This window comes from Mycobacterium conspicuum (assembly GCF_010730195.1).
In the GTDB taxonomy this organism is placed as follows: Bacteria; Actinomycetota; Actinomycetes; order Mycobacteriales; family Mycobacteriaceae; genus Mycobacterium; species Mycobacterium conspicuum.
Map to the genome: position 1 here is coordinate 639,143 of NZ_AP022613.1, position 22,092 is coordinate 661,234.

28 protein-coding genes and 1 pseudogene are annotated in these 22,092 nt (G+C 67.3%); 18 read left to right on the forward strand and 11 right to left on the reverse strand.

All coding sequences use genetic code 11. The features are described 5' to 3' along the window. Window positions 1-117: 117 nt before the first annotated feature. Genes rplN through rplO form a run of 10 tightly spaced genes read left to right on the forward strand, consistent with a single transcriptional unit; the run spans window position 118 to window position 4,271 of the window. A complete protein-coding gene (gene rplN, locus G6N66_RS03045) occupies window positions 118-486 on the forward strand; it encodes a 50S ribosomal protein L14 (RefSeq protein ID WP_085233453.1) in 369 nt (122 codons plus the stop codon). Beyond that, window positions 487-804, forward strand: a complete 318-nt coding sequence (rplX, locus tag G6N66_RS03050) for a 50S ribosomal protein L24 (protein WP_085233454.1) — start codon at window positions 487-489, stop codon at window positions 802-804. It abuts the gene before it with no gap. Beyond that, entirely contained in the window at window positions 804-1,367 is a 564-nt protein-coding gene (gene rplE / locus G6N66_RS03055; protein WP_085233455.1) for a 50S ribosomal protein L5, read from the forward strand. The genes rplX and rplE overlap by 1 nt, the downstream gene beginning before the upstream one ends. A gap of 4 nt (window positions 1,368-1,371) precedes the next feature. Further along, window positions 1,372-1,557 carry a type Z 30S ribosomal protein S14 gene (locus G6N66_RS03060; protein WP_055580333.1) on the forward strand — a complete coding sequence of 62 codons (186 nt, stop codon included), beginning with the start codon at window positions 1,372-1,374 and terminating at the stop codon, window positions 1,555-1,557. A gap of 13 nt (window positions 1,558-1,570) precedes the next feature. After that, the gene (gene rpsH, locus G6N66_RS03065) at window positions 1,571-1,969 is read left to right on the forward strand and encodes a 30S ribosomal protein S8 (RefSeq protein WP_055401845.1); all 399 of its coding nucleotides are present in this window, start codon (window positions 1,571-1,573) and stop codon (window positions 1,967-1,969) included. Between the two features lie 18 nt (window positions 1,970-1,987). Beyond that, on the forward strand, window positions 1,988-2,527 hold the full coding sequence (rplF, locus tag G6N66_RS03070; protein WP_085233456.1) for a 50S ribosomal protein L6: 540 nt from the start codon (window positions 1,988-1,990) through the stop codon (window positions 2,525-2,527). Window positions 2,528-2,529: 2 nt separating this feature from the next. After that, on the forward strand, window positions 2,530-2,937 hold the full coding sequence (gene rplR, locus G6N66_RS03075; RefSeq protein WP_085233457.1) for a 50S ribosomal protein L18: 408 nt from the start codon (window positions 2,530-2,532) through the stop codon (window positions 2,935-2,937). 28 nt (window positions 2,938-2,965) lie between these two features. Beyond that, window positions 2,966-3,655 (forward strand): 30S ribosomal protein S5, encoded by a 690-nt coding sequence (gene rpsE, locus G6N66_RS03080; RefSeq protein WP_085233458.1) that lies wholly within the window; start codon window positions 2,966-2,968, stop codon window positions 3,653-3,655. Continuing rightward, on the forward strand, window positions 3,652-3,834 hold the full coding sequence (rpmD, locus tag G6N66_RS03085) for a 50S ribosomal protein L30 (protein WP_085233459.1): 183 nt from the start codon (window positions 3,652-3,654) through the stop codon (window positions 3,832-3,834). The genes rpsE and rpmD overlap by 4 nt, the downstream gene beginning before the upstream one ends. After that, complete coding sequence (gene rplO / locus G6N66_RS03090; protein WP_085233460.1) at window positions 3,831-4,271, forward strand: 50S ribosomal protein L15; 441 nt, start codon at window positions 3,831-3,833, stop codon at window positions 4,269-4,271. Before rpmD ends, rplO begins: the two co-directional genes overlap by 4 nt. Here the strand turns inward: rplO and G6N66_RS03095 are convergent. Together G6N66_RS03095 and G6N66_RS03100 are read right to left on the reverse strand one after the other, a co-directional pair. Beyond that, window positions 4,268-4,906, reverse strand: a complete 639-nt coding sequence (locus G6N66_RS03095; RefSeq protein WP_085233461.1) for an NUDIX hydrolase — start codon at window positions 4,904-4,906, stop codon at window positions 4,268-4,270. The two genes, rplO and G6N66_RS03095, sit on opposite strands and share 4 nt — an antisense overlap. Then, window positions 4,903-5,829: an LLM class flavin-dependent oxidoreductase gene (locus tag G6N66_RS03100; protein WP_085233462.1), complete on the reverse strand. Its 927-nt coding sequence runs from the start codon at window positions 5,827-5,829 to the stop codon at window positions 4,903-4,905. Before G6N66_RS03100 ends, G6N66_RS03095 begins: the two co-directional genes overlap by 4 nt. A 39-nt stretch (window positions 5,830-5,868) precedes the next feature. Here G6N66_RS03100 and sppA point away from each other — a divergent pair, with 39 nt between their 5' ends. Then, on the forward strand, window positions 5,869-7,650 hold the full coding sequence (sppA, locus tag G6N66_RS03105) for a signal peptide peptidase SppA (RefSeq protein ID WP_085233463.1): 1,782 nt from the start codon (window positions 5,869-5,871) through the stop codon (window positions 7,648-7,650). A gap of 2 nt (window positions 7,651-7,652) precedes the next feature. On the opposite strand, the gene G6N66_RS03110 is transcribed toward sppA, so the two are convergent. From G6N66_RS03110 to G6N66_RS03120, 3 genes are read right to left on the reverse strand one after another with little or no spacing between them, the layout of a single operon-like run. Then, entirely contained in the window at window positions 7,653-8,567 is a 915-nt protein-coding gene (locus G6N66_RS03110; RefSeq protein ID WP_085233464.1) for a class I SAM-dependent methyltransferase, read from the reverse strand. Window positions 8,568-8,576: 9 nt separating this feature from the next. Beyond that, window positions 8,577-9,491 carry a class I SAM-dependent methyltransferase gene (locus tag G6N66_RS03115; protein WP_085233465.1) on the reverse strand — a complete coding sequence of 305 codons (915 nt, stop codon included), beginning with the start codon at window positions 9,489-9,491 and terminating at the stop codon, window positions 8,577-8,579. A gap of 15 nt (window positions 9,492-9,506) precedes the next feature. Continuing rightward, window positions 9,507-10,466 carry a class I SAM-dependent methyltransferase gene (locus tag G6N66_RS03120; RefSeq protein ID WP_085233466.1) on the reverse strand — a complete coding sequence of 320 codons (960 nt, stop codon included), beginning with the start codon at window positions 10,464-10,466 and terminating at the stop codon, window positions 9,507-9,509. 100 nt (window positions 10,467-10,566) lie between these two features. Between G6N66_RS03120 and G6N66_RS03125 the strand changes: the two genes are divergently transcribed. From G6N66_RS03125 to G6N66_RS29260, 4 genes are read left to right on the forward strand one after another with little or no spacing between them, the layout of a single operon-like run. Beyond that, window positions 10,567-11,343, forward strand: coding sequence for an SDR family NAD(P)-dependent oxidoreductase (locus tag G6N66_RS03125; RefSeq protein ID WP_085233467.1), 777 nt, complete (start codon window positions 10,567-10,569; stop codon window positions 11,341-11,343). After that, a complete protein-coding gene (locus G6N66_RS03130; RefSeq protein ID WP_085233468.1) occupies window positions 11,340-12,572 on the forward strand; it encodes a zinc-dependent alcohol dehydrogenase in 1,233 nt (410 codons plus the stop codon). The genes G6N66_RS03125 and G6N66_RS03130 overlap by 4 nt, the downstream gene beginning before the upstream one ends. 27 nt (window positions 12,573-12,599) lie before the next feature. Beyond that, entirely contained in the window at window positions 12,600-12,842 is a 243-nt protein-coding gene (locus tag G6N66_RS03135; protein WP_085233469.1) for a hypothetical protein, read from the forward strand. 48 nt (window positions 12,843-12,890) lie between these two features. After that, window positions 12,891-13,154 (forward strand): hypothetical protein, encoded by a 264-nt coding sequence (locus tag G6N66_RS29260; protein WP_139825254.1) that lies wholly within the window; start codon window positions 12,891-12,893, stop codon window positions 13,152-13,154. On the opposite strand, the gene G6N66_RS03140 is transcribed toward G6N66_RS29260, so the two are convergent. Further along, window positions 13,147-13,818, reverse strand: a complete 672-nt coding sequence (locus G6N66_RS03140) for a class I SAM-dependent methyltransferase (RefSeq protein ID WP_085233470.1) — start codon at window positions 13,816-13,818, stop codon at window positions 13,147-13,149. The genes G6N66_RS29260 and G6N66_RS03140 overlap by 8 nt on opposite strands. Before the next feature lie 68 nt (window positions 13,819-13,886). Here G6N66_RS03140 and G6N66_RS03145 point away from each other — a divergent pair, with 68 nt between their 5' ends. Further along, window positions 13,887-14,756 (forward strand): helix-turn-helix transcriptional regulator, encoded by an 870-nt coding sequence (locus tag G6N66_RS03145; RefSeq protein WP_085233471.1) that lies wholly within the window; start codon window positions 13,887-13,889, stop codon window positions 14,754-14,756. Here the strand turns inward: G6N66_RS03145 and G6N66_RS03150 are convergent. From G6N66_RS03150 to G6N66_RS03165, 4 genes are read right to left on the reverse strand one after another with little or no spacing between them, the layout of a single operon-like run. Then, a complete protein-coding gene (locus G6N66_RS03150) occupies window positions 14,728-15,744 on the reverse strand; it encodes an NAD(P)H-dependent amine dehydrogenase family protein (RefSeq protein WP_232079191.1) in 1,017 nt (338 codons plus the stop codon). The two genes, G6N66_RS03145 and G6N66_RS03150, sit on opposite strands and share 29 nt — an antisense overlap. A gap of 13 nt (window positions 15,745-15,757) precedes the next feature. Further along, a complete protein-coding gene (locus tag G6N66_RS03155) occupies window positions 15,758-16,675 on the reverse strand; it encodes an MBL fold metallo-hydrolase (RefSeq protein WP_085233473.1) in 918 nt (305 codons plus the stop codon). Continuing rightward, the gene (locus G6N66_RS03160) at window positions 16,675-17,328 is read right to left on the reverse strand and encodes an L-fuculose-phosphate aldolase (protein ID WP_085233474.1); all 654 of its coding nucleotides are present in this window, start codon (window positions 17,326-17,328) and stop codon (window positions 16,675-16,677) included. Before G6N66_RS03160 ends, G6N66_RS03155 begins: the two co-directional genes overlap by 1 nt. Next, a complete protein-coding gene (locus G6N66_RS03165; protein WP_085233475.1) occupies window positions 17,325-18,314 on the reverse strand; it encodes an NAD(P)-dependent oxidoreductase in 990 nt (329 codons plus the stop codon). Before G6N66_RS03165 ends, G6N66_RS03160 begins: the two co-directional genes overlap by 4 nt. Window positions 18,315-18,374: 60 nt before the next feature. On the opposite strand from G6N66_RS03165, the gene G6N66_RS03170 reads away from it, so the two are divergent. Then, window positions 18,375-19,703 (forward strand): xylulokinase, encoded by a 1,329-nt coding sequence (locus G6N66_RS03170; RefSeq protein WP_372515652.1) that lies wholly within the window; start codon window positions 18,375-18,377, stop codon window positions 19,701-19,703. A gap of 6 nt (window positions 19,704-19,709) precedes the next feature. Here G6N66_RS03170 and G6N66_RS03175 read toward each other — a convergent pair. Then, window positions 19,710-21,247: pseudogene (locus G6N66_RS03175) on the reverse strand (PPE domain-containing protein). Window positions 21,248-21,414: 167 nt separating this feature from the next. Here G6N66_RS03175 and G6N66_RS03180 point away from each other — a divergent pair. Continuing rightward, a complete protein-coding gene (locus G6N66_RS03180) occupies window positions 21,415-22,086 on the forward strand; it encodes a GNAT family N-acetyltransferase (RefSeq protein WP_085233477.1) in 672 nt (223 codons plus the stop codon). Window positions 22,087-22,092: the final 6 nt, after the last annotated feature.

Below are 22,092 nucleotides of genomic sequence, written 5' to 3' on the forward strand. Positions count from 1 at the left end.
CGTCATTGGCCCCGCGTGCCCTTCGGTGACGACTGCTTTAACAAGACCGCGCGCGTCGGGTGCTCATCAGAGCTGCGTTCCTCCTGCCGTGCGCCGTGAACCAGGTCAGGAGATCTAGTGATTCAGCAGGAATCGCGGCTGAAGGTCGCCGACAACACCGGCGCCAAGGAGATCTTGTGCATCCGCGTGCTCGGCGGCTCGTCGCGACGTTACGCCGGCATCGGTGACGTCATCGTCGCCACGGTCAAGGACGCCATCCCCGGCGGCAACGTCAAGCGCGGCGACGTCGTCAAGGCCGTCGTGGTGCGCACCGTCAAGGAGCGCAGGCGTTCCGACGGCAGCTACATCAAGTTCGACGAGAACGCGGCGGTCATCATCAAGCCCGACAACGACCCCCGCGGGACCCGCATCTTCGGGCCGGTCGGCCGCGAACTGCGTGAGAAGCGATTCATGAAGATCATCTCGCTGGCCCCGGAGGTGTTGTAGATGAAGGTCCACAAGGGCGACACCGTCTTGGTTATCGCCGGCAAAGACAAGGGCGCCAAAGGCAAGGTGCTGCAGGCCTACCCGACCCGCAACCGGGTGCTCGTCGAGGGCGTCAACCGGATCAAGAAGCACACCCCCATTTCCACCACTCAGCGTGGCGCCCGATCCGGCGGCATCGTCACCCAGGAAGCCCCGATCCACGTCTCCAACGTGATGGTCGTCGACTCGGACGGCAAGCCCACCCGAATCGGCTACCGGGTGGACGAGGAGACCGGCAAGCGGGTCCGCATCTCCAAGCGCAACGGCAAGGACATTTGATGACCACCGCAGAAAAAGTGCAGCCGCGCCTGAAAGAGCGCTACCGCAACGAGATTCGCGACGCGCTGCACAAGGAGTTCGGCTACGGCAACGTCATGCAGATTCCGACCATCACCAAGGTGGTCGTCAACATGGGCGTCGGCGAGGCGGCCCGGGACGCCAAGCTGATCAACGGCGCGGTCAACGACCTGGCGCTGATTACCGGGCAGCGTCCGGAAATTCGCAAGGCGCGGGTGTCCATCGCGCAGTTCAAATTGCGCGAGGGCATGCCGATCGGTGTGCGGGTCACCTTGCGCGGCGACCGGATGTGGGAGTTCCTCGACCGCCTCACTTCCATTGCGCTGCCCCGTATTCGCGACTTCCGCGGGCTTTCGCCCAAGCAGTTCGACGGTGTCGGCAACTACACCTTCGGGCTGGCCGAGCAATCGGTGTTTCACGAGATCGACGTGGACAAGATCGACCGGGTCCGCGGCATGGACATCAACGTCGTCACCTCGGCGACGACCGACGACGAGGGGCGAGCGCTGTTGCGGGCCCTGGGCTTCCCGTTCAAGGAGAACTGAGTAGATGGCGAAGAAGGCACTGGTCAACAAGGCCAATCGCAAACCGAAGTTCGCGGTGCGCGGCTACACCCGCTGCAGCAAGTGCGGCCGCCCGCGTGCGGTGTTCCGCAAGTTCGGGCTGTGCAGGATCTGCCTGCGCGAGATGGCGCACGCCGGTGAGCTGCCCGGTGTGCAGAAGAGCAGCTGGTGACGGGACACAAACGATGACGATGACTGACCCGATCGCGGACTTCCTGACGCGTCTGCGCAACGCTAACTCGGCGTATCACGACGAGGTGACCCTGCCGCACTCGAAGATCAAGGCCAACATCGCCCAGATCCTCAAGGCCGAGGGTTACATCACCGACTACCGCACCGAAGACGCTCGGGTGGGCAAGTCGCTGGTCGTCCAGCTCAAGTACGGGCCCAGCCGGGAGCGCAGCATCGCCGGTTTGCGCCGGGTGTCCAAGCCGGGGCTGCGGGTGTACGCGAAATCCACCAACCTGCCGCGGGTTCTCGGCGGCCTGGGTGTGGCGATCATTTCGACCTCCTCGGGCCTGCTCACCGACCGTCAGGCAGCCAGACAGGGCGTGGGCGGCGAAGTCCTCGCGTACGTCTGGTAGCGGGAGAGGCAACCAGATATGTCGCGCATTGGTAAGCAGCCGGTTCCGGTTCCGGCCGGAGTCGACGTAACGATCGACGGTCAGAACGTCTCGGTGAAGGGACCCAAGGGCACCTTGAGTTTGACCGTCGCCGAGCCGATCGTGGTGGAACGCAACGAGGATGGCGCCATCGTGGTGACGCGTCCCGACGACGAGCGGCGCAATCGCTCGCTGCACGGGCTGTCGCGCACGCTGTTGTCCAACTTGGTCACCGGTGTGACACAGGGCTACACCACCAACATGGAGATCTTCGGTGTCGGCTACCGCGTGCAGCTCAAGGGTTCCAACCTGGAGTTCGCGCTGGGGTACAGCCACCCCGTGTTGATCGAGGCGCCCGAGGGCATCACGTTCGCCGTTCAGTCGCCGACGAAGTTCAGCGTCACCGGGATCGACAAGCAGAAGGTCGGCCAGATTTCGGCGAACATCCGCCGTCTGCGCCGCCCCGACCCGTACAAGGGCAAGGGCGTGCGTTACGAAGGCGAACAGGTCCGCCGCAAGGTCGGAAAGACAGGTAAGTAGTCATGGCGCAATCGAAAGCTGACAGCACAGTGCGAAAGCCGGTGGGGCGGAACGTATCCGAGACTCGGCGGATCTCCCGGCTGCGCAGGCACGCACGGCTGCGCAAAAAGGTGGCGGGCACCACGGCTCGTCCCCGGCTGGTGATCAACCGGTCCGCGCGGCACATCCACGTGCAACTGGTCAACGACGAAAACGGCACCACACTGGCCGCCGCGTCGTCGATCGAGGCCGACGTGCGCGGCGTCGACGGCGACAAGAAAGCCCGCAGCGTGCGGGTTGGCCAATTGATCGCCGAGCGCGCCAAGGCGGCCGGCATCGACACGGTGGTATTCGACCGTGGAGGCTACAGCTACGGGGGACGGATTGCGGCGCTGGCCGATGCCGCCCGCGAGAACGGATTGAAGTTCTGATGACAAGCAAGACTGGAAGGACCGCATAATGTCGGAGCAGCCGGGCGGGCCGCAGGCCGACACCCGCGGTGACGGCCGCGACAGCCGTGATGGTCGTGATGGCCGCGATAGTCGGGGCCGCCGCGACGGCGGCGGTCGCGGTGGCCGTGACCGCGACGGCGAAAAGAGCAACTACCTGGAGCGGGTCGTCGCCATCAACCGCGTCTCCAAGGTGGTCAAGGGTGGTCGGCGCTTCAGCTTCACCGCGTTGGTCATCGTCGGTGACGGCAACGGCATGGTCGGTGTGGGCTACGGCAAGGCCAAGGAGGTTCCGGCCGCGATCGCCAAGGGCGTCGAGGAGGCGCGCAAGGGCTTCTTCCGCGTGCCGCTGATCGGCGGGACCATCACGCACCCGGTGCAGGGTGAAGCGGCCGCCGGTGTGGTGCTGTTGCGCCCGGCCAGCCCCGGTACCGGTGTGATCGCCGGTGGTGCGGCCCGCGCGGTGCTGGAATGCGCTGGGGTGCACGACATTCTGGCCAAGTCGTTGGGCAGCGACAACGCGATCAACGTGGTGCACGCCACGGTGGCCGCGCTCAAGCTGCTGCAGCGTCCCGAAGAGGTGGCCGCGCGACGCGGACTGCCGATCGAGGACGTCGCCCCGGCCGGAATGCTCAAGGCGCGCCGGGAAAGCGATGCGTTGGCCGCCAGTGCCGCGCGGGAGGGGACGGCACAGCCATGAGCCAGCTGAAGATCACCCAGGTGCGCAGCACGATCGGCGCGCGCTTCAAGCAGCGCGAGAGCCTGCGCACCCTGGGGCTGCGCAAGATTCGCCAGTCGGTCGTCCGCGAGGACAACCCACAGACCCGCGGGCTGATCGCGGTGGTGAGCCACCTGGTTGAGGTGGAGGAGACTAAATGACCATCAAGCTGCACGACCTGAAGCCGGCGCCGGGGTCGAAAACCCCGCGCACCCGCGTCGGGCGTGGTGAAGGTTCCAAGGGCAAGACCGCCGGCCGCGGCACCAAGGGTACCGGGGCGCGCAAGAACGTGCCGGTGCGGTTCGAGGGCGGGCAGATGCCGATCCACATGCGGCTGCCCAAGCTGAAGGGCTTCCGTAACCGGTTCCGCATCGAATACGAGGTGGTCAACGTCGGTGACATCAACCGACTGTTTCCCAAGGGCGGTGCCATCACCGTGGCCGATTTGGTGGCCAAGGGCGCCGTTCGCAAGAACTCTTTAGTCAAGGTTCTCGGCAACGGCGAGCTGACCGTCAAGGTCGACGTGACCGCCGACAAGTTCAGCGGCAGCGCGCGCGAAAAGATCACCGCCGCAGGCGGATCGGTCACCGAGCTTTAGTCGAACTCGGTCGGCAGCGTGGGGTCGCGGTGGTGAGCGAGCGCGCGTGCAAGCTGCCGTGGGTTGACTCTGCCCAGCGATAGCGGCGGCAGCTCGTCCAGCCCGAACCAGCCCACGGCCAGCGTCTCCAGCGGTTGGGCCGGCTGGGCGGCGCCGTCGGTGCGGCAGAGGAAGAACAGCTTGTAGACGTGCACGGGCAACGGCGGGGTATTGCCTTGCACGTCACGGTCCCAGCACGAGATCAGCTTCACCACCGAACTTCGGTAGCCGGTCTCCTCGAGCACCTCTCGAACGACCGCGGACGACGGCGAATCGCCGGGATCGGCCCACCCGCCCGGCACGGACCAGTGGCCGTCGAGCCTCTCCTGCATCAACAGCACACGTTCCCGCTCATCGAAGACGACCCCGCGGACATCGACTTTGGGAGTGGCGTAGCCGGAATCACGTCCCAGTTCCACCGCAAGCTCGTCGGCGGGTCGGCCACTGATCGCCGAGAGCAGCTCGGCGGCGAGCCGGCCCGCCTGCTGGTAGCGGTCGGCGTCGTATGCGTTGGCGGCGTACGTCAGGCCGGTCTGGGCGAGCGCGGCGAGCCTGGTCGCCGCCCTGCGCACTGCGTCGTGAGCTGATCGGGTCATATCAGTTGTGGGATCACCTCTGCGGCAAGGCGTTCCATCTGTTCGCGGTTCTCCGCAACGTCGGCGCCGACGGGATTGAGCAGCAGCATCTCGGCGCCGGCGTCGATCACCGCACGCAACCCACCGACGACGTCGTCGGGTGTGCCGGACACCGGGACCGCATCGATGCCGCGCATCTGCCCGTAGATGCGCCGCAGCCCGGTGAGCACCCGTTCGCGGGCCTTGGCGGCATCGTCGTCGATCATCAGATAGACCCGCTTGCCGATGGTGAAGCGGGTTGAGTCCTTGCCTTGTTCGGCAAGCTCGGCGCGGACGATCTTGACGGCTCCGGCGAACGACTCGGTGGTCGACGAGCCCGCACCCAGAAACGCGTCGCCGTGGCGCACCGCTCGAACCAGTGCCTTGGGAGCCAGGCCGCCGAACCAGATCGGCGGGTGTGGCCGCTGCACCGGCTTGGGCTGCACGGGAAGGCCATCGACGTCGCGAAACCGGCCGTGAAACGTCACCTTCGGTTCGTCCGACCAGGCCGCCTTCATCAGCTGCAGGCCCTCGGTGAAATAGCTGATAAACGTTTTCTTGTCCACACCGAAGGCGGCGAACTGGCGTGCCCCGCCGCCCGGTGCGACACCGACGTCCAGCCGCCCGTGACTGAGCCGGTCGACCGCGGTGATGGCCGATGCCAACTGCAGCGGATCGTGCAGCGAGGAAACCAGGACGGCGACACCCAATCGCAGTCGCTCGGTGCAAGCGGCGCAATACGCGAGCAGCTCCAGCGGCGCCAGCAGCGGCGCCGCCCCGATGGTCTGCTCGATCACCCAACCGCCTTCGAAGCCAAGCTCCTCGGCACGCGCGAGATACGCGCGCAGCCCGGCGGCATCGAAGCCATCGAAATCGAATTGGGGGATGGCGACGGAAAACTTCACCCCATCACCGTACGGCGGCGAATCGGTAGGCTGGCAAACATGTTCGGTTTTCTGCCCTCGCTGCCCGGTGTTGACGACGTGCGTGACCTGGTCTACCGCGTCGATACCGCCCGCCACCACGGCATACCCAGCGGTTGCGTGCTGGAATTGGACCTGCGGTCGGCGCCGCCGGAGACGACGGGATTCGACCCGCTGACGATAGTCACCGGGGGTGGCCGGGCGATGGCACTGCGCGACGCGGTCGCCGCGATCCACCGGGCCGCGCAGGATCCCCGGGTTGCCGGGATGATCGCGCGCGTGCAGCTCGCGGCGTCGCCGGTGGGTGCGGTCCAAGAACTGCGCGAAGCCATCGCGGCCTTCACCGCCGTCAAACCGTCACTGGCCTGGGCGGAAACCTATCCGGGCACGCTGTCCTACTACCTGGCTTCGGCATTCGGTGAAGTCTGGATGCAGCCCTCGGGAAGCGTCGGGCTCATCGGCTTCGCCAGCAGCGCCACCTTTCTGCGCGACGCGCTGGACAAGGCGGGGATCGAGGCGCAGTTCACCGCGCGGGGCGAATACAAGTCGGCGGCAAACCTTTTCACTCAAGCGCAGTTCACCGAGGCCCACCGTGAGGCCGTCACCCGGATGTTGGACAGCCTGCAGGAACAGGTGTGGCAGGCGGTTGCCGAATCACGTCACATCGACGCGGGCGCGCTCGATGCGTTGGCCGACCGCGCGCCGCTGTTGCGTGCTGACGCTGTGGAATCCGGTCTGGTGGACCGGATCGGATTCCGCGACGAGGCCTTTGCCCGCATCGCGGAACTCGTTGGCGTGGAGGAGGTTTCCGGCGACGAAGACGACGGCCCGCCGCGGCTCTACCTGTCGCGCTACGCCGGTGCCGCGCGGCCGCGGTTTGCGCCGCCGATGCCGTCGATTCCCCGGCGCGGGTCCAAGCCGACGATCGCCGTGGTCACCCTCGAGGGCGCGATCGTCAACGGGCGCGGCGGGCGGCAAGTCCTGCCGTTCGGCTCCTCGAACGCCGGCGCTGACACCATCGCGGCGGCACTGCGAGAGGTGGCTGCCGACGACGCGGTGTCCGCGATCGTGCTGCGGGTGGACAGCCCCGGTGGTTCGGTCACCGCGTCGGAAACCATTTGGCGTGAGGTGAAAAGGGCCCGCGAACGGGGCAAGCCGGTGGTGGCGTCGATGGGTGCGGTGGCGGCCTCCGGAGGCTACTACGTTTCGATGGATGCCGACGCGATCGTGGCCAACCCGGGCACGATCACCGGTTCGATCGGCGTGATGAGCGGCAAGCTGGTGGTCCGCGACCTCAAGACGAGGTTGGGAGTCGGCTCGGACACCGTGCGCACCAACGCAAATGCCGATGTCTGGTCGGTCGACGAGTTGTTCACCCCGGAGCAGCAGGCGGACCGGGAGGCCGAGGCGGACCTGTTCTATACCGATTTTGTGGAACGTGTCGCCGCCGGCCGTAACATGAGCGCCGAAGCCGTGGATGCCGTTGCGCGCGGGCGGATCTGGACCGGCGCCGACGCTCTGGAGCGCGGTTTGGTCGACGAGCTAGGCGGGTTCCGCACCGCGGTGCGCCGGGCCAAGGTGCTGGCCGGCCTGGACGCGGACGCCGAGGTGCGGCTGGTCAGCTACCCCGGCTCGTCGTGGCTGGACCTGGTTCGTCCCCGGGCGTCGTCGCAGCCGGCCGCCGCGTCGCTGCCGGACGCGGTGGGGTCGGTGCTGGGCCGCGCGGTGGCCGGGATCCTCGAACACGTCGAGCAGAGTTTGGGCGGTGCCAGCGTGCTCTGGCTGGGGCAGTCGCGCTTCTAGTTCTAAGCGGTCCGGGTGCCGCTGATGAAGACGATGTCGCCCAGCGGGTCGTCGATTTGGGGGTCCGGCACCTCGATGCCATTGCGCCTGAACAGTTCCGTGCGCGCCACGCCCTCGACCTCCCAGCCGCTGGCGCGCAGATAGTCGAGGCCGTGGTTGCGCTCGCCGGCGTAGACCAGCGACGCCATGTCGACGTCCATGCCGTGTTCGCGGAACACGTTCCCCATGTCCTGTACCCGGCTGGCATCGAAATCGATTATGCCGGGCGCGAATTCCGTTGCGATCGTGCTGCCCGGCACGCTCAGCGCGGTGATGTTGTCGAACAACCGGTCCTGCGCTTCGGGCGGGAGGTAGATCAGCAGGCCCTCGGCCAACCACGCCGTCGGCGCCGTGGGATCCAGCCCGGACGCTTTCAACGCCGCGGGCCAATCCTGGCGCAAATCGATGGGGACGGTGCGCCTAGTTGCCGTCGGTTCGGCGCCGATGCCGGCCAAAGTGGTTGTCTTGAACTCGATCACCTGCGGCTGATCGAGCTCGTAAACCACCGTGCCCGCCGGCCAGGGCAGTCGGTAGGCCCTGGCGTCCAAACCGGACGCAAGGATCACCGCTTGCCGCACACCGTCATTGGTGGCATTGACGAAATAGTCATCGAAGAACTTGGTGCGCACCGCCATGCCGTCGATCATCGCCTGCAGTCGCTCCGGCGAAGCGTTGTCGATCGTCGAGGTGTCGAGCTCACCGTCGAGCATCTTGGTGAAGAAATCCAAGCCGACCGCGCGCACCAGCGGCTCGGCGAAGGGGTCGTTGATCAAACGGCGGGGATCCTTCGTCGCCATCGCGCGCCCGGACGCGACGAGGGTCGCGGTGGCGCCGACGCTGGAGGCCAGATCCCAATTGTCGTCGTGGGTGCGGGACATGAGGAGAGCCTATTTCAGGGTCGCGTCGACGTAGCTCAATTCGCCGAACTCCGCCGCCATCCCATCCTCGGGATATTCGAACCCGTTCTGGGCGTACAAGTCTCGGGCCGAATTGAGCGTCACCTGCCAGCCATGGGAGGTCAGGTAGTCCAGGACGACATTGCGTTCCCCGCCATAGAAAAGGTCGGCCGCGTTGAGGTCGAGACCGAAGCGCTGCCACCGCTCGGAGATGCGCTGCACGCGCTCCTCGGTAAACAGGTTCGGGTCGGCGACGTGTTCGGTGGATAGCCGGCTGCCCGGCGCGCTGAGCGCGGTGATGTTGTCGAACAGCCGGTCCTGGGCATCCGGCGGCAGGTAGGGCAGCAGGCCCTCGGCGCTCCAGGCGGTCGGCTGCGTGACGTCAAAACCGCCGTCGGTGAGCGCCTTGGGCCAGTCGTCGCGCAGGTCGATGCTGATCGTGCGCCGCTCGGCGGTGGGGGCCGCGCCGAGGTCGGCCAGCGTATTGGTCTTGAACGCAATCACTTCCGGTTGGTCGATCTCATAGACCACCGTGCCCGCCGGCCACCGCAACCGGTACGCCCTGGTGTCCAGGCCGGACGCCAGGATCACCGCCTGCCGCACACCGGTTTCGGTCGCGTTGGTGAAGAAGTTGTCGAAAAACCGGGTGCGCACCGCCATCTGCTCGGCCCTGGTCTTGCGGTTGAACACCGGGTCGTCTTCGAAGTCGAGCTCGCCGTCGATGATCCTGATGAAAGGTGCCAAGCCCACGGCGCGGACCAGCGGGTCGGCCAGCGGATCGTCAAGCAGCGCATTGGGTCCCTGCGATGCCACGGCGCGGGACGCCGCGACCATGGTGGCCGTCGCCCCCACGCTGTGTGCGGGTCCCCAGCTGTCTCCGTCGGTGCGTCCGGTCTCGACAGTCATTCGTCAATACTCCTATCAGGCCGTCTCGGTGAGCGTGCCGCTGGTGTAAACCATGTCGCCCATGCCGGCGCTTTCGTCGTCAAAGGGTGCAAGTCCGTTGGCCGCAAACAGATCCGCGACGCTGCTGCTGGTCAGCTGCCAACCGCGCTCGGACAGGTAGGACTCGGCTTCGTTACGGTCGCCGAGGTACACCAGGCCGGTCATGTCGAGATCGAAGCCATGCTCCCGCCAGCGCTCGGTGACGGTCCGCATGCGTTCCTTCATCTTTTCCTCGTCGCCGGGCCGCAGATTGCGCGCGCTTTCGGTGGCGATCCGGCTGCCCGGCGCGCTGAGTTCGGTGATGGTGTCCAGCAGCCGGTCCTGCGCCTCCGGCGGCAGGTAGCCGAGCAGACCCTCGGCGCTCCACGCGGCCGGCTGGGCCGGGTCGAATCCGGCGGCACGCAGCGCGGCGGGCCAATCGTCACGCAGATCGACCGCCACCGTCCGTCGGTAGGCGGTGGGCGTGACGCCCAACTCGGCCATCGTGCGCGACTTGAATTCGATGACCTGCGGCTGGTCGACCTCATAGACCACGGTGCCGGCGGGCCAGGTCAGCCGGTAGGCGCGGGCGTCCAGGCCCGAGGCCAGGATGACGGCCTGCTTGATGCCCGCGTTGGTGGCGTCGAGGAAGAACTCGTCGAAGAACTTGGTGCGCACCGCCATGTTGTCCGCCATGCGCGACATCGCGCCGGCGGACTCGGTGGCGCCGTCGTGCACGTCGTTCAACTCGGCCGGGTCGAGCTCGCCGCTGGCCAGCCGGGTGAGCAGGTCCACCCCGACCGCACGCACCAGCGGCTCGGCGAACGGGTCGTTGATCAGCGGTTTGTCGGTGCGGGTGGCCATCGCGCGGGCCGCCGCGACCATGGTCGCGGTCACCCCGACGCTGGACGCCAGGTCCCAGGTGTCCCCCTCGTAGCGGCTGGTAGCGGACGTCATAGGTTCCCCCTAATCAGATTTGGGCGATTACTTAGATCGTATAACGAGCTTTCGTGGCGAATAGTTCCCACGGAGCCACACTGCGGTGCAATCTAGAGCGATGGCGTACGCGGCGGCCGGGAAACGAGTGCTCATCACCGGTGCCTCGTCGGGGTTGGGCGCGGCGCTGGCCCGGCGGCTGGCCGCACAGGGAGCGGTGGTGGGGCTGATCGCGCGCCGGCGCGACCGGTTGGGTGAGGTGCTGGCCGACTGCCGCCGAACCTCGCCGTCGTCGGCGATGTGGGCCGCCGACCTGGCCGACACGGCGGCCCTCGGCGAACTGGCGCGCCAAGCCTGGGACGACCTCGGCGGAATCGACGTGCTGATCAACAACGCCGCGATCCCCAAGCGCCGGGTCGTCACCGAGTTGGCGCCCGATGAGGTCGAGGACGTCATGCGGGTCAACTTCTTCGCCCCGATGCGGATGACGCTGGCTTTGCTGCCCCGGATGCTCGACCGCGGCTCCGGCATGATCGTCAACGTGTCCAGTGTCGGCGGTCGGCTCGGCATCATCCACGAAACCGCCTACTGCGCAAGCAAATTCGCGCTATGCGGGTGGAGCGAAGCGATGGCGGTCGACCTGCACGGCAGCGGGGTCACGGTGAAGCTGATCGAACCGGGCCCGGTGGACACCGAGATCTGGGATCAGCCCGGCAGCGAGGCGCCCCTCTACCAGGGGCCCAAGGTGGCGGCCGAGGAAGTGGCCGACGGCATCATCGCGGCGCTGGGCAGCGACCGCTTCGAGCACTACGTCCCCGACATGAAGGCGGTGGTTGATGTGAAAAATGCCGACATCGACACGTTCATCGCGGGTGTGGCCGGGATGGCACCCCGGTGAGGGCGCTGGTCTACGGCGTGCCGCCGGAGCCCTTCGAGGTGCCCGAAGGCGCCAACACGCTGACCCAGAACCTGGGCCGCACCCCGACGGCGCTGCGCGAGGTGCCCGATCCGCAACCGCTGCACCAGGATTGGGTGATCACCCGACCGCGGCTGACCGGCATCTGCGGGTCGGACTCCAAACAGATCCTGATGGACTTCGGCGAGGACGACGTCGACAACGCGATGTCCGCGTTCTGTTCCTTCCCGCAAGTCATGGGCCACGAGGTGGTCGCCGACGTGGTCGAGGTGGGGCCGAAGGCGCGCGGCCTCGAGGTGGGGCAGCGGGTGGTGCTCAACCCGTGGCTGTCGTGTGCGCCGCGGGGCATCGATCCGGTCTGCCCGGCATGTGAAAACGGCGACTACACCCTGTGCTGGAGCTTCGCCGACGGCGACATCAAACCCGGCATCCACACCGGGGTGTCCGCCGACGCCACCGGCGGCTACGCCGAGTTGATGCCGGCGCACGACAGCATGCTGTTCCCCGTCCCCGACTCGATTCCCGACGAACTCGCCGTCTTCGCCGACCCGTTCTCGGTCTCGCTGCACGCGATCACCCGCCACCCGCCGCCCCGCGCGGGCAAGGCCCTGGTGTACGGCGCCGGCTCGCTCGGATTGTGCGCGGTCGCGATCCTGCGGGCGCTGTATCCGGAAGTCGAGGTGGCCGTCGTGGCCCGCTTCGACGCCCAGGCCGAACTGGCCAAAAAGTTCGGGGCCGTCAAAGTCCTTGCGCACGAGCCGCGGCTGGCCATCATCGAAGAGATCGTCGCCTGGGGCGGCGGCCGGCTACGGCAACCCCTGCAGGGTCTGCCGATGGCCTACCCCGGGCCGATCGATGTCGTCTACGACACCATCGGCAAGCCGGAGACGTTCGAGGTCGGCGTCCGGGTCATGGCAGCCCGCGGCACGCTGGTGAAGGCCGGCGTGCACGCGCCCGGCCGCTGGGAGTGGAGCCCGCTGTACTTCAAGGAGATCAGCTGGGTCGGCTCCAACGCCTTCGGATTCGAGGAGGTCGACGGCAAGCGCCAGCACGCCATCGCCCACTACCTCGATTTGGCCCGGGACGGCCGGGTGGACCTGCGGCCCATGCTGACCCACACCTTCCGGCTGGAGCAGTGGCGCGATGCCTTCCTTGCCATCGCCAACCAGGGCGACAGTGGCGCCATCAAGGTGGCCTTCGACCAGCGTTGATGGGTGCGCATGCATTAGCATGCGTGCATGCGGACGACGGTCGAGATTACCGCTGAGCAGCATCGCGCGCTGAGCGCGATCGCCCAGCGCCGCGGCATCCGCGGTTTCTCCGCCCTGGTTCAGGAAGCCGTCGATGAATACTTGGCGAAGCCGAACGCCGACGAGGTCGAAGCCTTGCTTGGCCTCGAGGGTGTGCTGACCGCGTCGGATGCCAAGGAGATGCGTTCTCGCGTGCTGCGAGAACGACATGGCGGGCGTCGTAGTCGTTGACAGCGATCTGGGATCGACTTTTTGCGTGGCAAAGGCATTGGCGTGCCTATGGTCCGCGAATTGATTGCCAGCCATCGTCTGAGGGTTACCGCCATAACCGCATTCGAGCTGCGGGTCGGCGCCGATTTTTGCAGCGTCGAGATGACATCCTTCGGTTGCTGCGCTCGCGAACCTTTCCGCTCGATCCCGGTAGCGCACTGGGCGCAGGCGAATTGGCCGCAACGCTTCGAACAGCCGGCCAAGACATTTGGCTCGCCGACTGCCTGCGGGCCGGGATTTGCTTCCTTGCGTCTGTTCGACCTGACTAGTTAGGCCGCGCCGAGCCCGGGCGAGTGGCGCGATAGTAGGTCAGCCGGCCCACGCCGCGATTGCGGTGTGTGGCGACCTGGGTGCACTCAAACCCCGCCGCGCTCAGCAGTTTTGGGATCGCGTCGCCGAGGTTGCCGCGGGTGTGGGAGCGGGTCAAGACGAACCGCGCCGTCGGGCCGTCGTCGGGGGTCATATCGCCGCCCATATCGACCAGGTGCAACCGCCCGCCGGGGCGCAGGACGCGGAAGACCTCGGCCGCGGCCGCGGCTTTCGCGTCGCCGTCCAGGTGGTGCAGCATCATCGACGACAGCACCCGGTCGAACTCGCCGTCGCCGTAGGGGAGGTCCTGTGCGTAACCGCGTTCGAACCGAATCCCAATCAACCCGTGCGCCTTTCGCTGCGCGCGCTTGAGCGCCAGCGGGTCGGGGTCGGATCCGGTGAGGTCAACCAGGGGATGGGTCTTCTTGGCGCGGATGGTGAGATTTCCGGTGCCGCAACCGATTTCCAGTACGCGGTGATCGTCGGCGAGCTCGGCCTGCTCGATCAGCCGTTGATGGACGCGGTTGAACCCGAACAGCCAGGTCAGCAGGTCGTATCCGGGCAGAAAGGCGTCGTGACCGGCGGCGGGCATGTAGTCATGTGAATGATGTTTGAGCATAGAATCCATACTGCGACCATATTTAGCAGGATAATTGGGCGATACTTGCCAAAAGTTGGACAATCTTTAGCGAGATCATGACGCAGACGACCCGGCCGATCCGTCAGCGCGACGGCATCCCCATCTACCAGTACCGCACCGATCCGGGCACGCCCCCGGTTTCGGTGCACTGGCACGATCACGGTGGGGCTCGCGACCTGGGTCGGCACATTCACGATTTCCCGGCGCTGTGGTACGTCCCCGCCGACGGCCTGGTGTACGTGGCGGCCCCGGGCGAGGTGTTGGAGCCGCCGCGAACGAATTCCGGGGTTGCCGTGTTCTTCGACCCCACCGCGCTGGGCGAGGACGCGCGGTCGCCGTGGCCGGCATGGCGCGCACACCCGCTGCTCTTCCCGTTCCTGCACGGACGCGCGGGCGGGGTGCTGCGGCTGGATGTACCTGCTGAGCGGAAATCAGTGTGGGACAACTTAATCCGATCGATCGAGGCGGAGCTGGCCGCCGCGGCCGAGGGCTATCGACAGGCGGTCCTCGCACACCTGACGCTGCTGCTGATTGAGCTGGCCCGGCTGGCCCGCGACTCAACTGACCTGGTGGCCGATCTGCGCCGCAGCGGCGAGCCGTTGTTGGCGGACGTGTTTGCGGTGATCGACGAACGGCTCGGCGAGCCGCTGTCGCTGCGCGACGTGGCGCGCGAGGTCGGCATGACGCCGGGACACCTGACCACCGTCGTGCGCCGCCGCACCGGTCGCACCGTGCAGGAGTGGATCGTCGAACGCCGCATGGCCGAAGCCCGCAGCCTGCTGGCCGACACGGATCTCCCGGTGGCGGAGGTGGCCAGGCGGGTGGGGGTGACCGACCCCGGGTACTTCAGCAGGGTCTTCAGCCGGACGCACGGGGCCTCGCCCCGGCAGTGGCGATCTAGTCCAGGGCGCCCGGGGATCCGATGATTGGCAAGTCAATTGGGGTGATGACGCCCGGCGCCGCGGCACACAGGAACGGTATGGCGTTGACCGCGGCGATGGCGGTGCTGTCCATCAACACGGTCATCACGTCCTCCCCGGGCTTGCCGAATCGGATCACTGCGTCGACGCGTGGCGTGCCTTCGATCACCACAGAAAAACCCTTGGGGTCGGTCCATTGCGGGTCGAGCGCGTCGTCGCTCATCGTCCAGCAGATGGCTAGCTCGATGACGGGGCGTCCGTTTCGCAGACCGCGATAGGTGCGGCGCTGTCCGCCCGCGGTGCCGGCGGCGTACCGGACCCATCCCAGATCCAGATCCCGGGTCAGCACCGCGGGCTCGACGAACGCCTCCTTGGCATCGAGCTCGGTGGCCAGCATGGTGGCGATCATGTCCAGTGTTTCGAAGTAGCCGAGACCATACCGTTGCGTCGCCGGGTCGAGATGCGTCACCCGCTCCCGCGGCGGCTTGCCGAACCCGAGCACCTTCCACACGTCCTGCACGGGATAGGTTGTGCAGTCCAATGTTTCGACGAGCTTGACGCTGTGCACGCGGCGGCACGCGCCGGTGAGGAAGCCCGCGACGACATTGGCGAACCCCGGCTCGAATCCAGTGCCCAAAAACGTCGCACCGCCGTGGCGCGCCGCCTCCTCGAGCAGCGGGAGCTCGACCGGGTGATGGGTACCGGTCACGAAGTCTCCGGTAGTGACGACGTTGATGCCGGCGCGCAGCATCCGGAGCACGAGTTCGTAGTCGATGGCGCGGGGCATGTAGTTCACGCAATCCGGGCGCAGCGCGATCAGCGCGTCGGCATCGTCGGTCGCGGTGATGCCGACGGCGGACTGGCCCGCGAGCTCACCCGCGTCGCGGCCCACCTTGTCCGCACCGAAGGCGTGCACGCCCACCACGTCGAAGGCGTCACGATCGAGCAGCGCACGCAGCGCCCGCGTGCCGATGTTTCCGGTCGACCACTGCACAACTCGGTAGGGTTCAGAGGGGTTCAAGGTCTAGCCAATCGTCGATGTCGAATTCCTGTCCGGTGGCGCGGATTGTCGCGCCGCCGTGGCCGGGATAGTGCGCGGGTATCACGGCGGCCCTTGCCCGTGCGGCTTCGGTGAAGATGCGCCGCCGGGTCGCCGCGGCAGCCTCGGGATCCATGTCGAAGGCGCAGGCGTCGTCCGGTCGCCGCAACTGCACCGGGCTGTGCGTGAGATCGCCGACGAAGACCGCCGGCTGACCCGCGTCCAGCCACAGCACCGAGGAGCCCGGGGTGTGCCCGACCGCGGGCCGCAGCCGCAGCGACTCGCAGATCTGGTAGTCATCGGACCACTGCACAAGCTGTCCCGCGTCGTCGATGGGTGACACGCTGTCGGCGAACACCAACTGGTCGCCGCGCTGCTGGGCCGCCTCCTCGTCGTTGCTCGGTGATCGCTTTGCCGCGGGCCCGTCGGGCGCGAAATGGCGGTAATCGGCTGCGGGCAACACGTATCGCGCGTTGGGAAACGTCGGAACCCAGTTTTCGTGCTGCAGCATGGTGTTCCAGCCGACGTGATCCGAGTGAATGTGGGTATTGATCACCACGTCGACGACGTTCCGATCGACCCCCGCCGCGGCCAGCGCGGCCAGAAACCCGGTGTTCAAGTGGTCCAGCGCGGGCAGGTGCGGGCGTTGGCGATCGTTGCCGACGCCGGTGTCCACCACCACGGTCAGGCCGTCCACTTCGATGACCCAGCTTTGCACCGCGATACGCCACTTAGAGGTGTCGGGGTCGAAGAAATCCGGCACCAACAGGTCGGCGTTGTCGCGCCACCCCGACGGTGGGGTCATCGGGAAAAACGTGGCCGCCAACTCGAATTGAAACTCCACCACGCGCGTGACGATCGCGCGACCCAGCCGGGTCCGGTTCATCAAGAGTTGGCGCGCAGGTAGCTGTAGACGCCGGCGAAGTTGCGGTTCACTTCCTCGGGGATGGCCACCGGGCCACCGAGAGCGCGTGCGCCCCAAACGATTTGGGCGGTGCGCTCCACCAGCGCGGTGATGTGCATGACCTTGTCGGGGCGGGGCCCGACGGCCACCAGGCCGTGGTTGGCGATCAGGGCGGCGCCGCGGCCGTCCAACGCCTTGACCGCGTTGGCCCCGACGTCGGGCGTGCCGGACGCGGCGTACTCGGCGCAGCGCACGTCCCCGCCGCAGTAGACCGCGAACTCGTCGATGCAGGCCGGAATCGGCTGATGCGCAATGGCGAACATCGTCGCCCAGATCGGGTGGCTGTGGATGACGCTGCCGATGTCGTCGAATGCCTCGAAGCAGGCCAGGTGCAGCTTCATTTCCGTTGACGGCATGCGACCGTCCTTGGCTTGCAGCACACCGCCGTTCGGGTCGACCAGCACGAGATCCTGGAGCTCCATGTCGGCGTAGTCGACGGACGACGGCGTGATGACGATGTTGCCGTCGGGGCGCCGCGCCGAGATGTTGCCGGCCGTGCCCTCGACCAGGCCGCGGCGCAGCATGTCCTTGGCCGCCGCCAGCACCGCGTCCTCAGCATTGGCTACGGATTTCATGAGCTGAGCACCTCCGGGTTCACGATATGAGCGGGCTTCTTGCCGCTCAGCAGCGCTTCCAGATCGTCGGCGACCATCTGTGCCTGCCGGGCCTCAGTGTTCCACGTGGCCCCGCCGATGTGGGGCGTTAAGACGACGTTGGCCATGCCCACCAGCGGGTGATCGGTCGGCAGCCATTCGCCGACGAAGTGGTCCAGGCCGGCGGCGGCCACCTTGCCGGTGCGCAGCGACTCGACGAGCGCGTCGGTGTCGTGCAGCTGGGCCCGCGCGGTGTTGAGGAAGACGACGCCGTCGCGCATGGCCGCGAACTGTGCTGCGCCGATCATCCCGACGGTGTCGTCGGTGACCGGGGCATGCAGCGAAACGATGTCCGCCTCGCCGAGCAACGCGTCCAGACCGTGGGTGGCTTCGTCGTTGTACGGGTCGTACGCGATAACCCGCAGGCCCAACCCGGACAGCCGCCACCGCAGCGCTTGCCCGACGGCGCCGAGGCCCACCAGCCCCGCCGTGCGCCCGGCGATCTCCCAACCGCGGAACCGCTGATACGGGATGACGCCGTCGCGAAAACTGTTGCCGCTGCGCACATCCGCGTCCGCGGGCACCAGGTGACGGGTGGCGGCCAGCAGCAGCGCGAGGGCCATCTCGGCGACCGCGTCCGCATTGCGCGCCGGCGCGTTGAGCACCGGGATGCCGGCGGCGGTGGCGGCCGCGATGTCGACGTTGTTGGGGTCCCCGCGGGTGGATGCGACGGCCCGCAAACCCAACTCGAGGACCGGGCCGGCGACCGAGTCGCTCTCCACCACCACCACGTCGGCGGACTCGGCGGTGATCCGCTCGGCCAGCTGTTCGGCGGTGTAGATCCGCAGCGGGCTCTGGTCGAGCTCCGTTATCCACGGGTCATAGATCACATCGGCCAGCTCGCGCAGCTTGTCGAACCCCGGTCCACGCAGCGGGGCAGTCACCAGGGCACGCGGTCTTGACATCACGACTGCCAATGCTGGCGTACGGTGACGCGCGTGTCACGCGGCAATGTCACAAGCAACGAAATCACCGTCGGCATCGACATCGGTACCACCGCGGTCAAAGCGGTCGCCGCCGACGACAACGGTCGGGTGACCGCGCGCGTGCGGATCCCGCACCAGCTCCGGGTGCCGGCCCCCGACCTGCTCGAGCACGACGCCGACGAGGCGTGGCGACGGGGCCCGCTGGCGGCCCTGGAACGACTCGGCGTTCCCGACGCTCGCGCGGTGGCCGTGGCGGCGATGGTGCCGTCACTGACCGCCGTCGACGCCGGCGGCCGGCCGATCACCCCCGGATTGCTCTACGGCGACGTCAGGGGTCGGGCCCCGGGCGCCGACAACCTGCTGCCGGCGCTGGGCGAGGCCGCCGAATTCCTGCGCTGGACGGCCGGCGAAGCGCCCGGCGCTGCCGGCTACTGGCCCGCGCCGGCGGTGGCCAACCACGCCTTAGCGGGCGAGCCAGTGGTCGACGTCGCCACCGCCGCCACCGCGTTCCCACTGTTCGACGGGACCGGCTGGAACCCGGCGGCGTGCGCCGAGCGTGGCGCGACCGCCGAGCAAATGCCGCGGGTGGAGACGATCGGAACGGCGGTCGGGCGAGTGCGGGGGAGCGGCCCTGCAACCGGCCCCGTGCTGGGGACCGGCGCTATCGACGCCATCTGCGAGCAGATCGTGGCCGGCGCCGACCGCGAGGGCGAGGTGCTGGTGATGTGTGGCACCACCCTGATCGTGTGGGCCACCCTCGCCGAAGCCCGCCAGGTACCGGGCCTGTGGACCATCCCGCACACCACGGCCGGCAAGAGCCAGATCGGCGGCGCGAGCAATGCTGGCGGGCTGTTTCTCGGCTGGGTGGATCGCCTTGTCGCACAGGGGGATTCGGCGGTGACCGACCCGGGTCGGGTGCCCGTGTGGTCGCCCTATGTCCGCGGTGAGCGCACCCCGTTCCATGATCCCGATCGCCGGGCCGTGCTGGACGGCCTGAATCTCACTCACGACGCCGCGTCGGTGCGCCGGGCCGCATACGAAGCGTCGGGTTTCGTCGTCCGCCAGCTCATCGAACTGAGTGGAGCGTCGGTGTCGCGCATCGTGGCCACCGGCGGCGGAACCCGGGTGCAGCCTTGGATGCAGGCCATCGCCGATGCCACCGGCCGGCCGGTGGAGGTGTCCGCGGTGGCCGAAGGCGCGGCACTCGGTGCGGCCTTTTTGGCCCGCATGGCGGTCGGTCTGGAATCGTCGATCGCGGACGCCGCGCGCTGGGGCGCCACCGCGCACGTCGTGGAGCCCCGCCCGGCATGGGCCGGGGCGATGCAGGATCGCTATCACCGGTTCCTGCAACTGGCCGATCGGTCGGTCTGACCACCGTCAGCGGAAAAAGCCGGATAAATCGGTGCCGGTGACGACGACCCCGGAGTTGAAGCCGCCGAAATTATGCAAACCCGATTCGGAAACACTGAACTCCGGGCCGGGGCCATCGTTCAGGAAGCCCGAGGTGAAGTGGCCGGTGTTTGCGAATCCCGAATTCAAGCTGGTGAAAATGGTGCCCGCGCCGGTGTTGGCGAAGCCGGAGCTGAAAAAGCCGGAGTCGTTAAAACCTGACAGACTCGTGCCCGAGTTACCGAAGCCCGAGTTGGGTCCAGGGCCGTTGCCCGTTCCGCCGAAGCCCGTGTTCAGGTTTCCCTTGTCAAAGGCGCCGGTGTTGATGTCGCCGGAGTTCCCGATGCCGGTGTTGTAGCTGCCCGCGTTCCCGAAACCGGTGTTGACGGCGCCCGAGTTCGACGTGCCCGTGTTGTTGGCGCCGGCGTTGCCGAAGCCGGTGTTCAGATCGCCCGCGTTGCCGATGCCGCTATTGATAGCGCCCGAGTTTCCACTACCGTATTGGTGAAGCCGGAGTTTCCCGAGCCCGTGTTGTGGTCGCCCGAGTTGCCGATCCCGTGGTTTCCAACGCCCGAGTTGAAGAACCCGACGTTGCCGGTGCCGGAGTTGCCGAAGCCGATGTTTCCGGTGCCCGAGTTCAGGCCGCCGAAGCCTCGCTGATTGGTGCCGTGCAGCCCGATCCCGATGTTTCCGCTTCCGGTATTGCCGAACCCGATGTTTCCGTCGCCGTTGTTACCGAACCCGAAATTGCCGTTGCCTTTGTTGCCGCTCCCGATGTTCGAATTGCCGAGGTTTCCGGAGCCGATGTTGTGGCTGCCGGTGTTCCCATTGCCGACGTTGAGACTGGTGTGATTAGCGACCAGGTCTTTGTTGCCGACGCCAACATTGCGGCGGCCGACATTTCCGAAGCCGACGTTGGAGTTGCCGAAGTTGCCGCCGCCCACGTTGTTGTTGCCGTGGTTGCCGTTGCCCACGTTGAGCGTGCCGAGGTTGCCCACGCCCAGGTTGACATTGAGGGCCGCGACCGGCTTCAGTTGCGCGGCGGCCGTCGCGGCGTTGGCGTGATAACCCGACATCGCGACGACGTCTTTGGCCCACATTTGTTCGTATTCGGCTTCGTTGGCCGCGATCGCATGCGTGTTGAGCCCGAACAAGTTCGACCGGGCAAGCGACGCCAGTCGGGTGCGATTGGACGCCACAGCCAGCGGGTGCACTGTCGCCGAGACCGCCGCTTCGTAGGCGGTCGCCACCGCACGTGCCTGCACGGCCGACTGCGCGGCTCGCGCGCCCGCCGCGGTCAGCCAGCCAACATACGGGACAGCCACGGCGGCCATTGCTGCGGATGCCGGCCCCCGCCACGAAGCGCCGGTCAGCTCGGAGGTCACTGACGCGAAAGCGGTCGCGGCGGAGGTCAGCTCGTCGGCCAGCCCGTCCCAGGCTGCGGCGGCGGCCAGCAGCGGTTCCGGCCCCGCGCCGGCGAAGATGCGCGCGGAATTCACTTCGGGAGGCAATATTGAAAAATTCATCGCTCGAGCCCCTTGCCTCAACCCGTGCGGGCATTAATGCTATGCCCGATCGCGTTGTTGGTGGTCGCTTTGCCGAACATTCAAAGGCCTTTCTGGCAAATCCGGGGCCGAGTGAGATCTTTCCGATGGGTGGCGCGATACCTGCTGCGTCGATCTAGGCTTGTGCAATGACCGACCACGACCGCACGGCCGTCCGCCGAGAGATTGCCGACGCACTGCTGAAAGCCCTTGAACGCCGCCACGAGGTGGCCGACGTCGTGGTGGAGTCCAAGAACAAAGCGGCCGCGGTCGAGGCGATCGTGGCTTTGCTGGACACGTCCCACGTTGCCGCCGAAGCGGTGATGGGCATGTCGTTCAACCAGCTCACCATCGACTCGCGCAAGAAGATCCTCGCCGAGCTCGACGACCTGAACAAACAGCTCAGCTTCACCCTCGGGGAGCGCCCGGCGAGCTCGGGTGAGAGCTTGGATCTTCGGCCCTTCTCCGCCGACAAAGACCGTGACCTGTTCGCCACGCGCACGGCCGAAATCAAAGAGGCCGGCGACGGATCCCGCGGCCCGGCGGGCGACATCGACGACGAAATCCGCGCCGCGCTCAACCGGGTGTATCAGGAAGAGGCCGCGTGGTTCGTCGCCGAGTGCGCCGGCGAGAAGGTTGGCATGGTGTTCGGCGAGCTCGTCGGCGGTGAGGTGAACGTGCGGATCTGGATTCACCCCGAACACCGCAAGAAGGGTTACGGCACCGCCGCGCTGCGCGCGTCGCGCTCGGAGATGGCCGGATACTTTCCCGCCGTGCCGATGGTCGTCCGGGCACCCGGCGCCACGCCCCCCACGGGTTGACTCTGC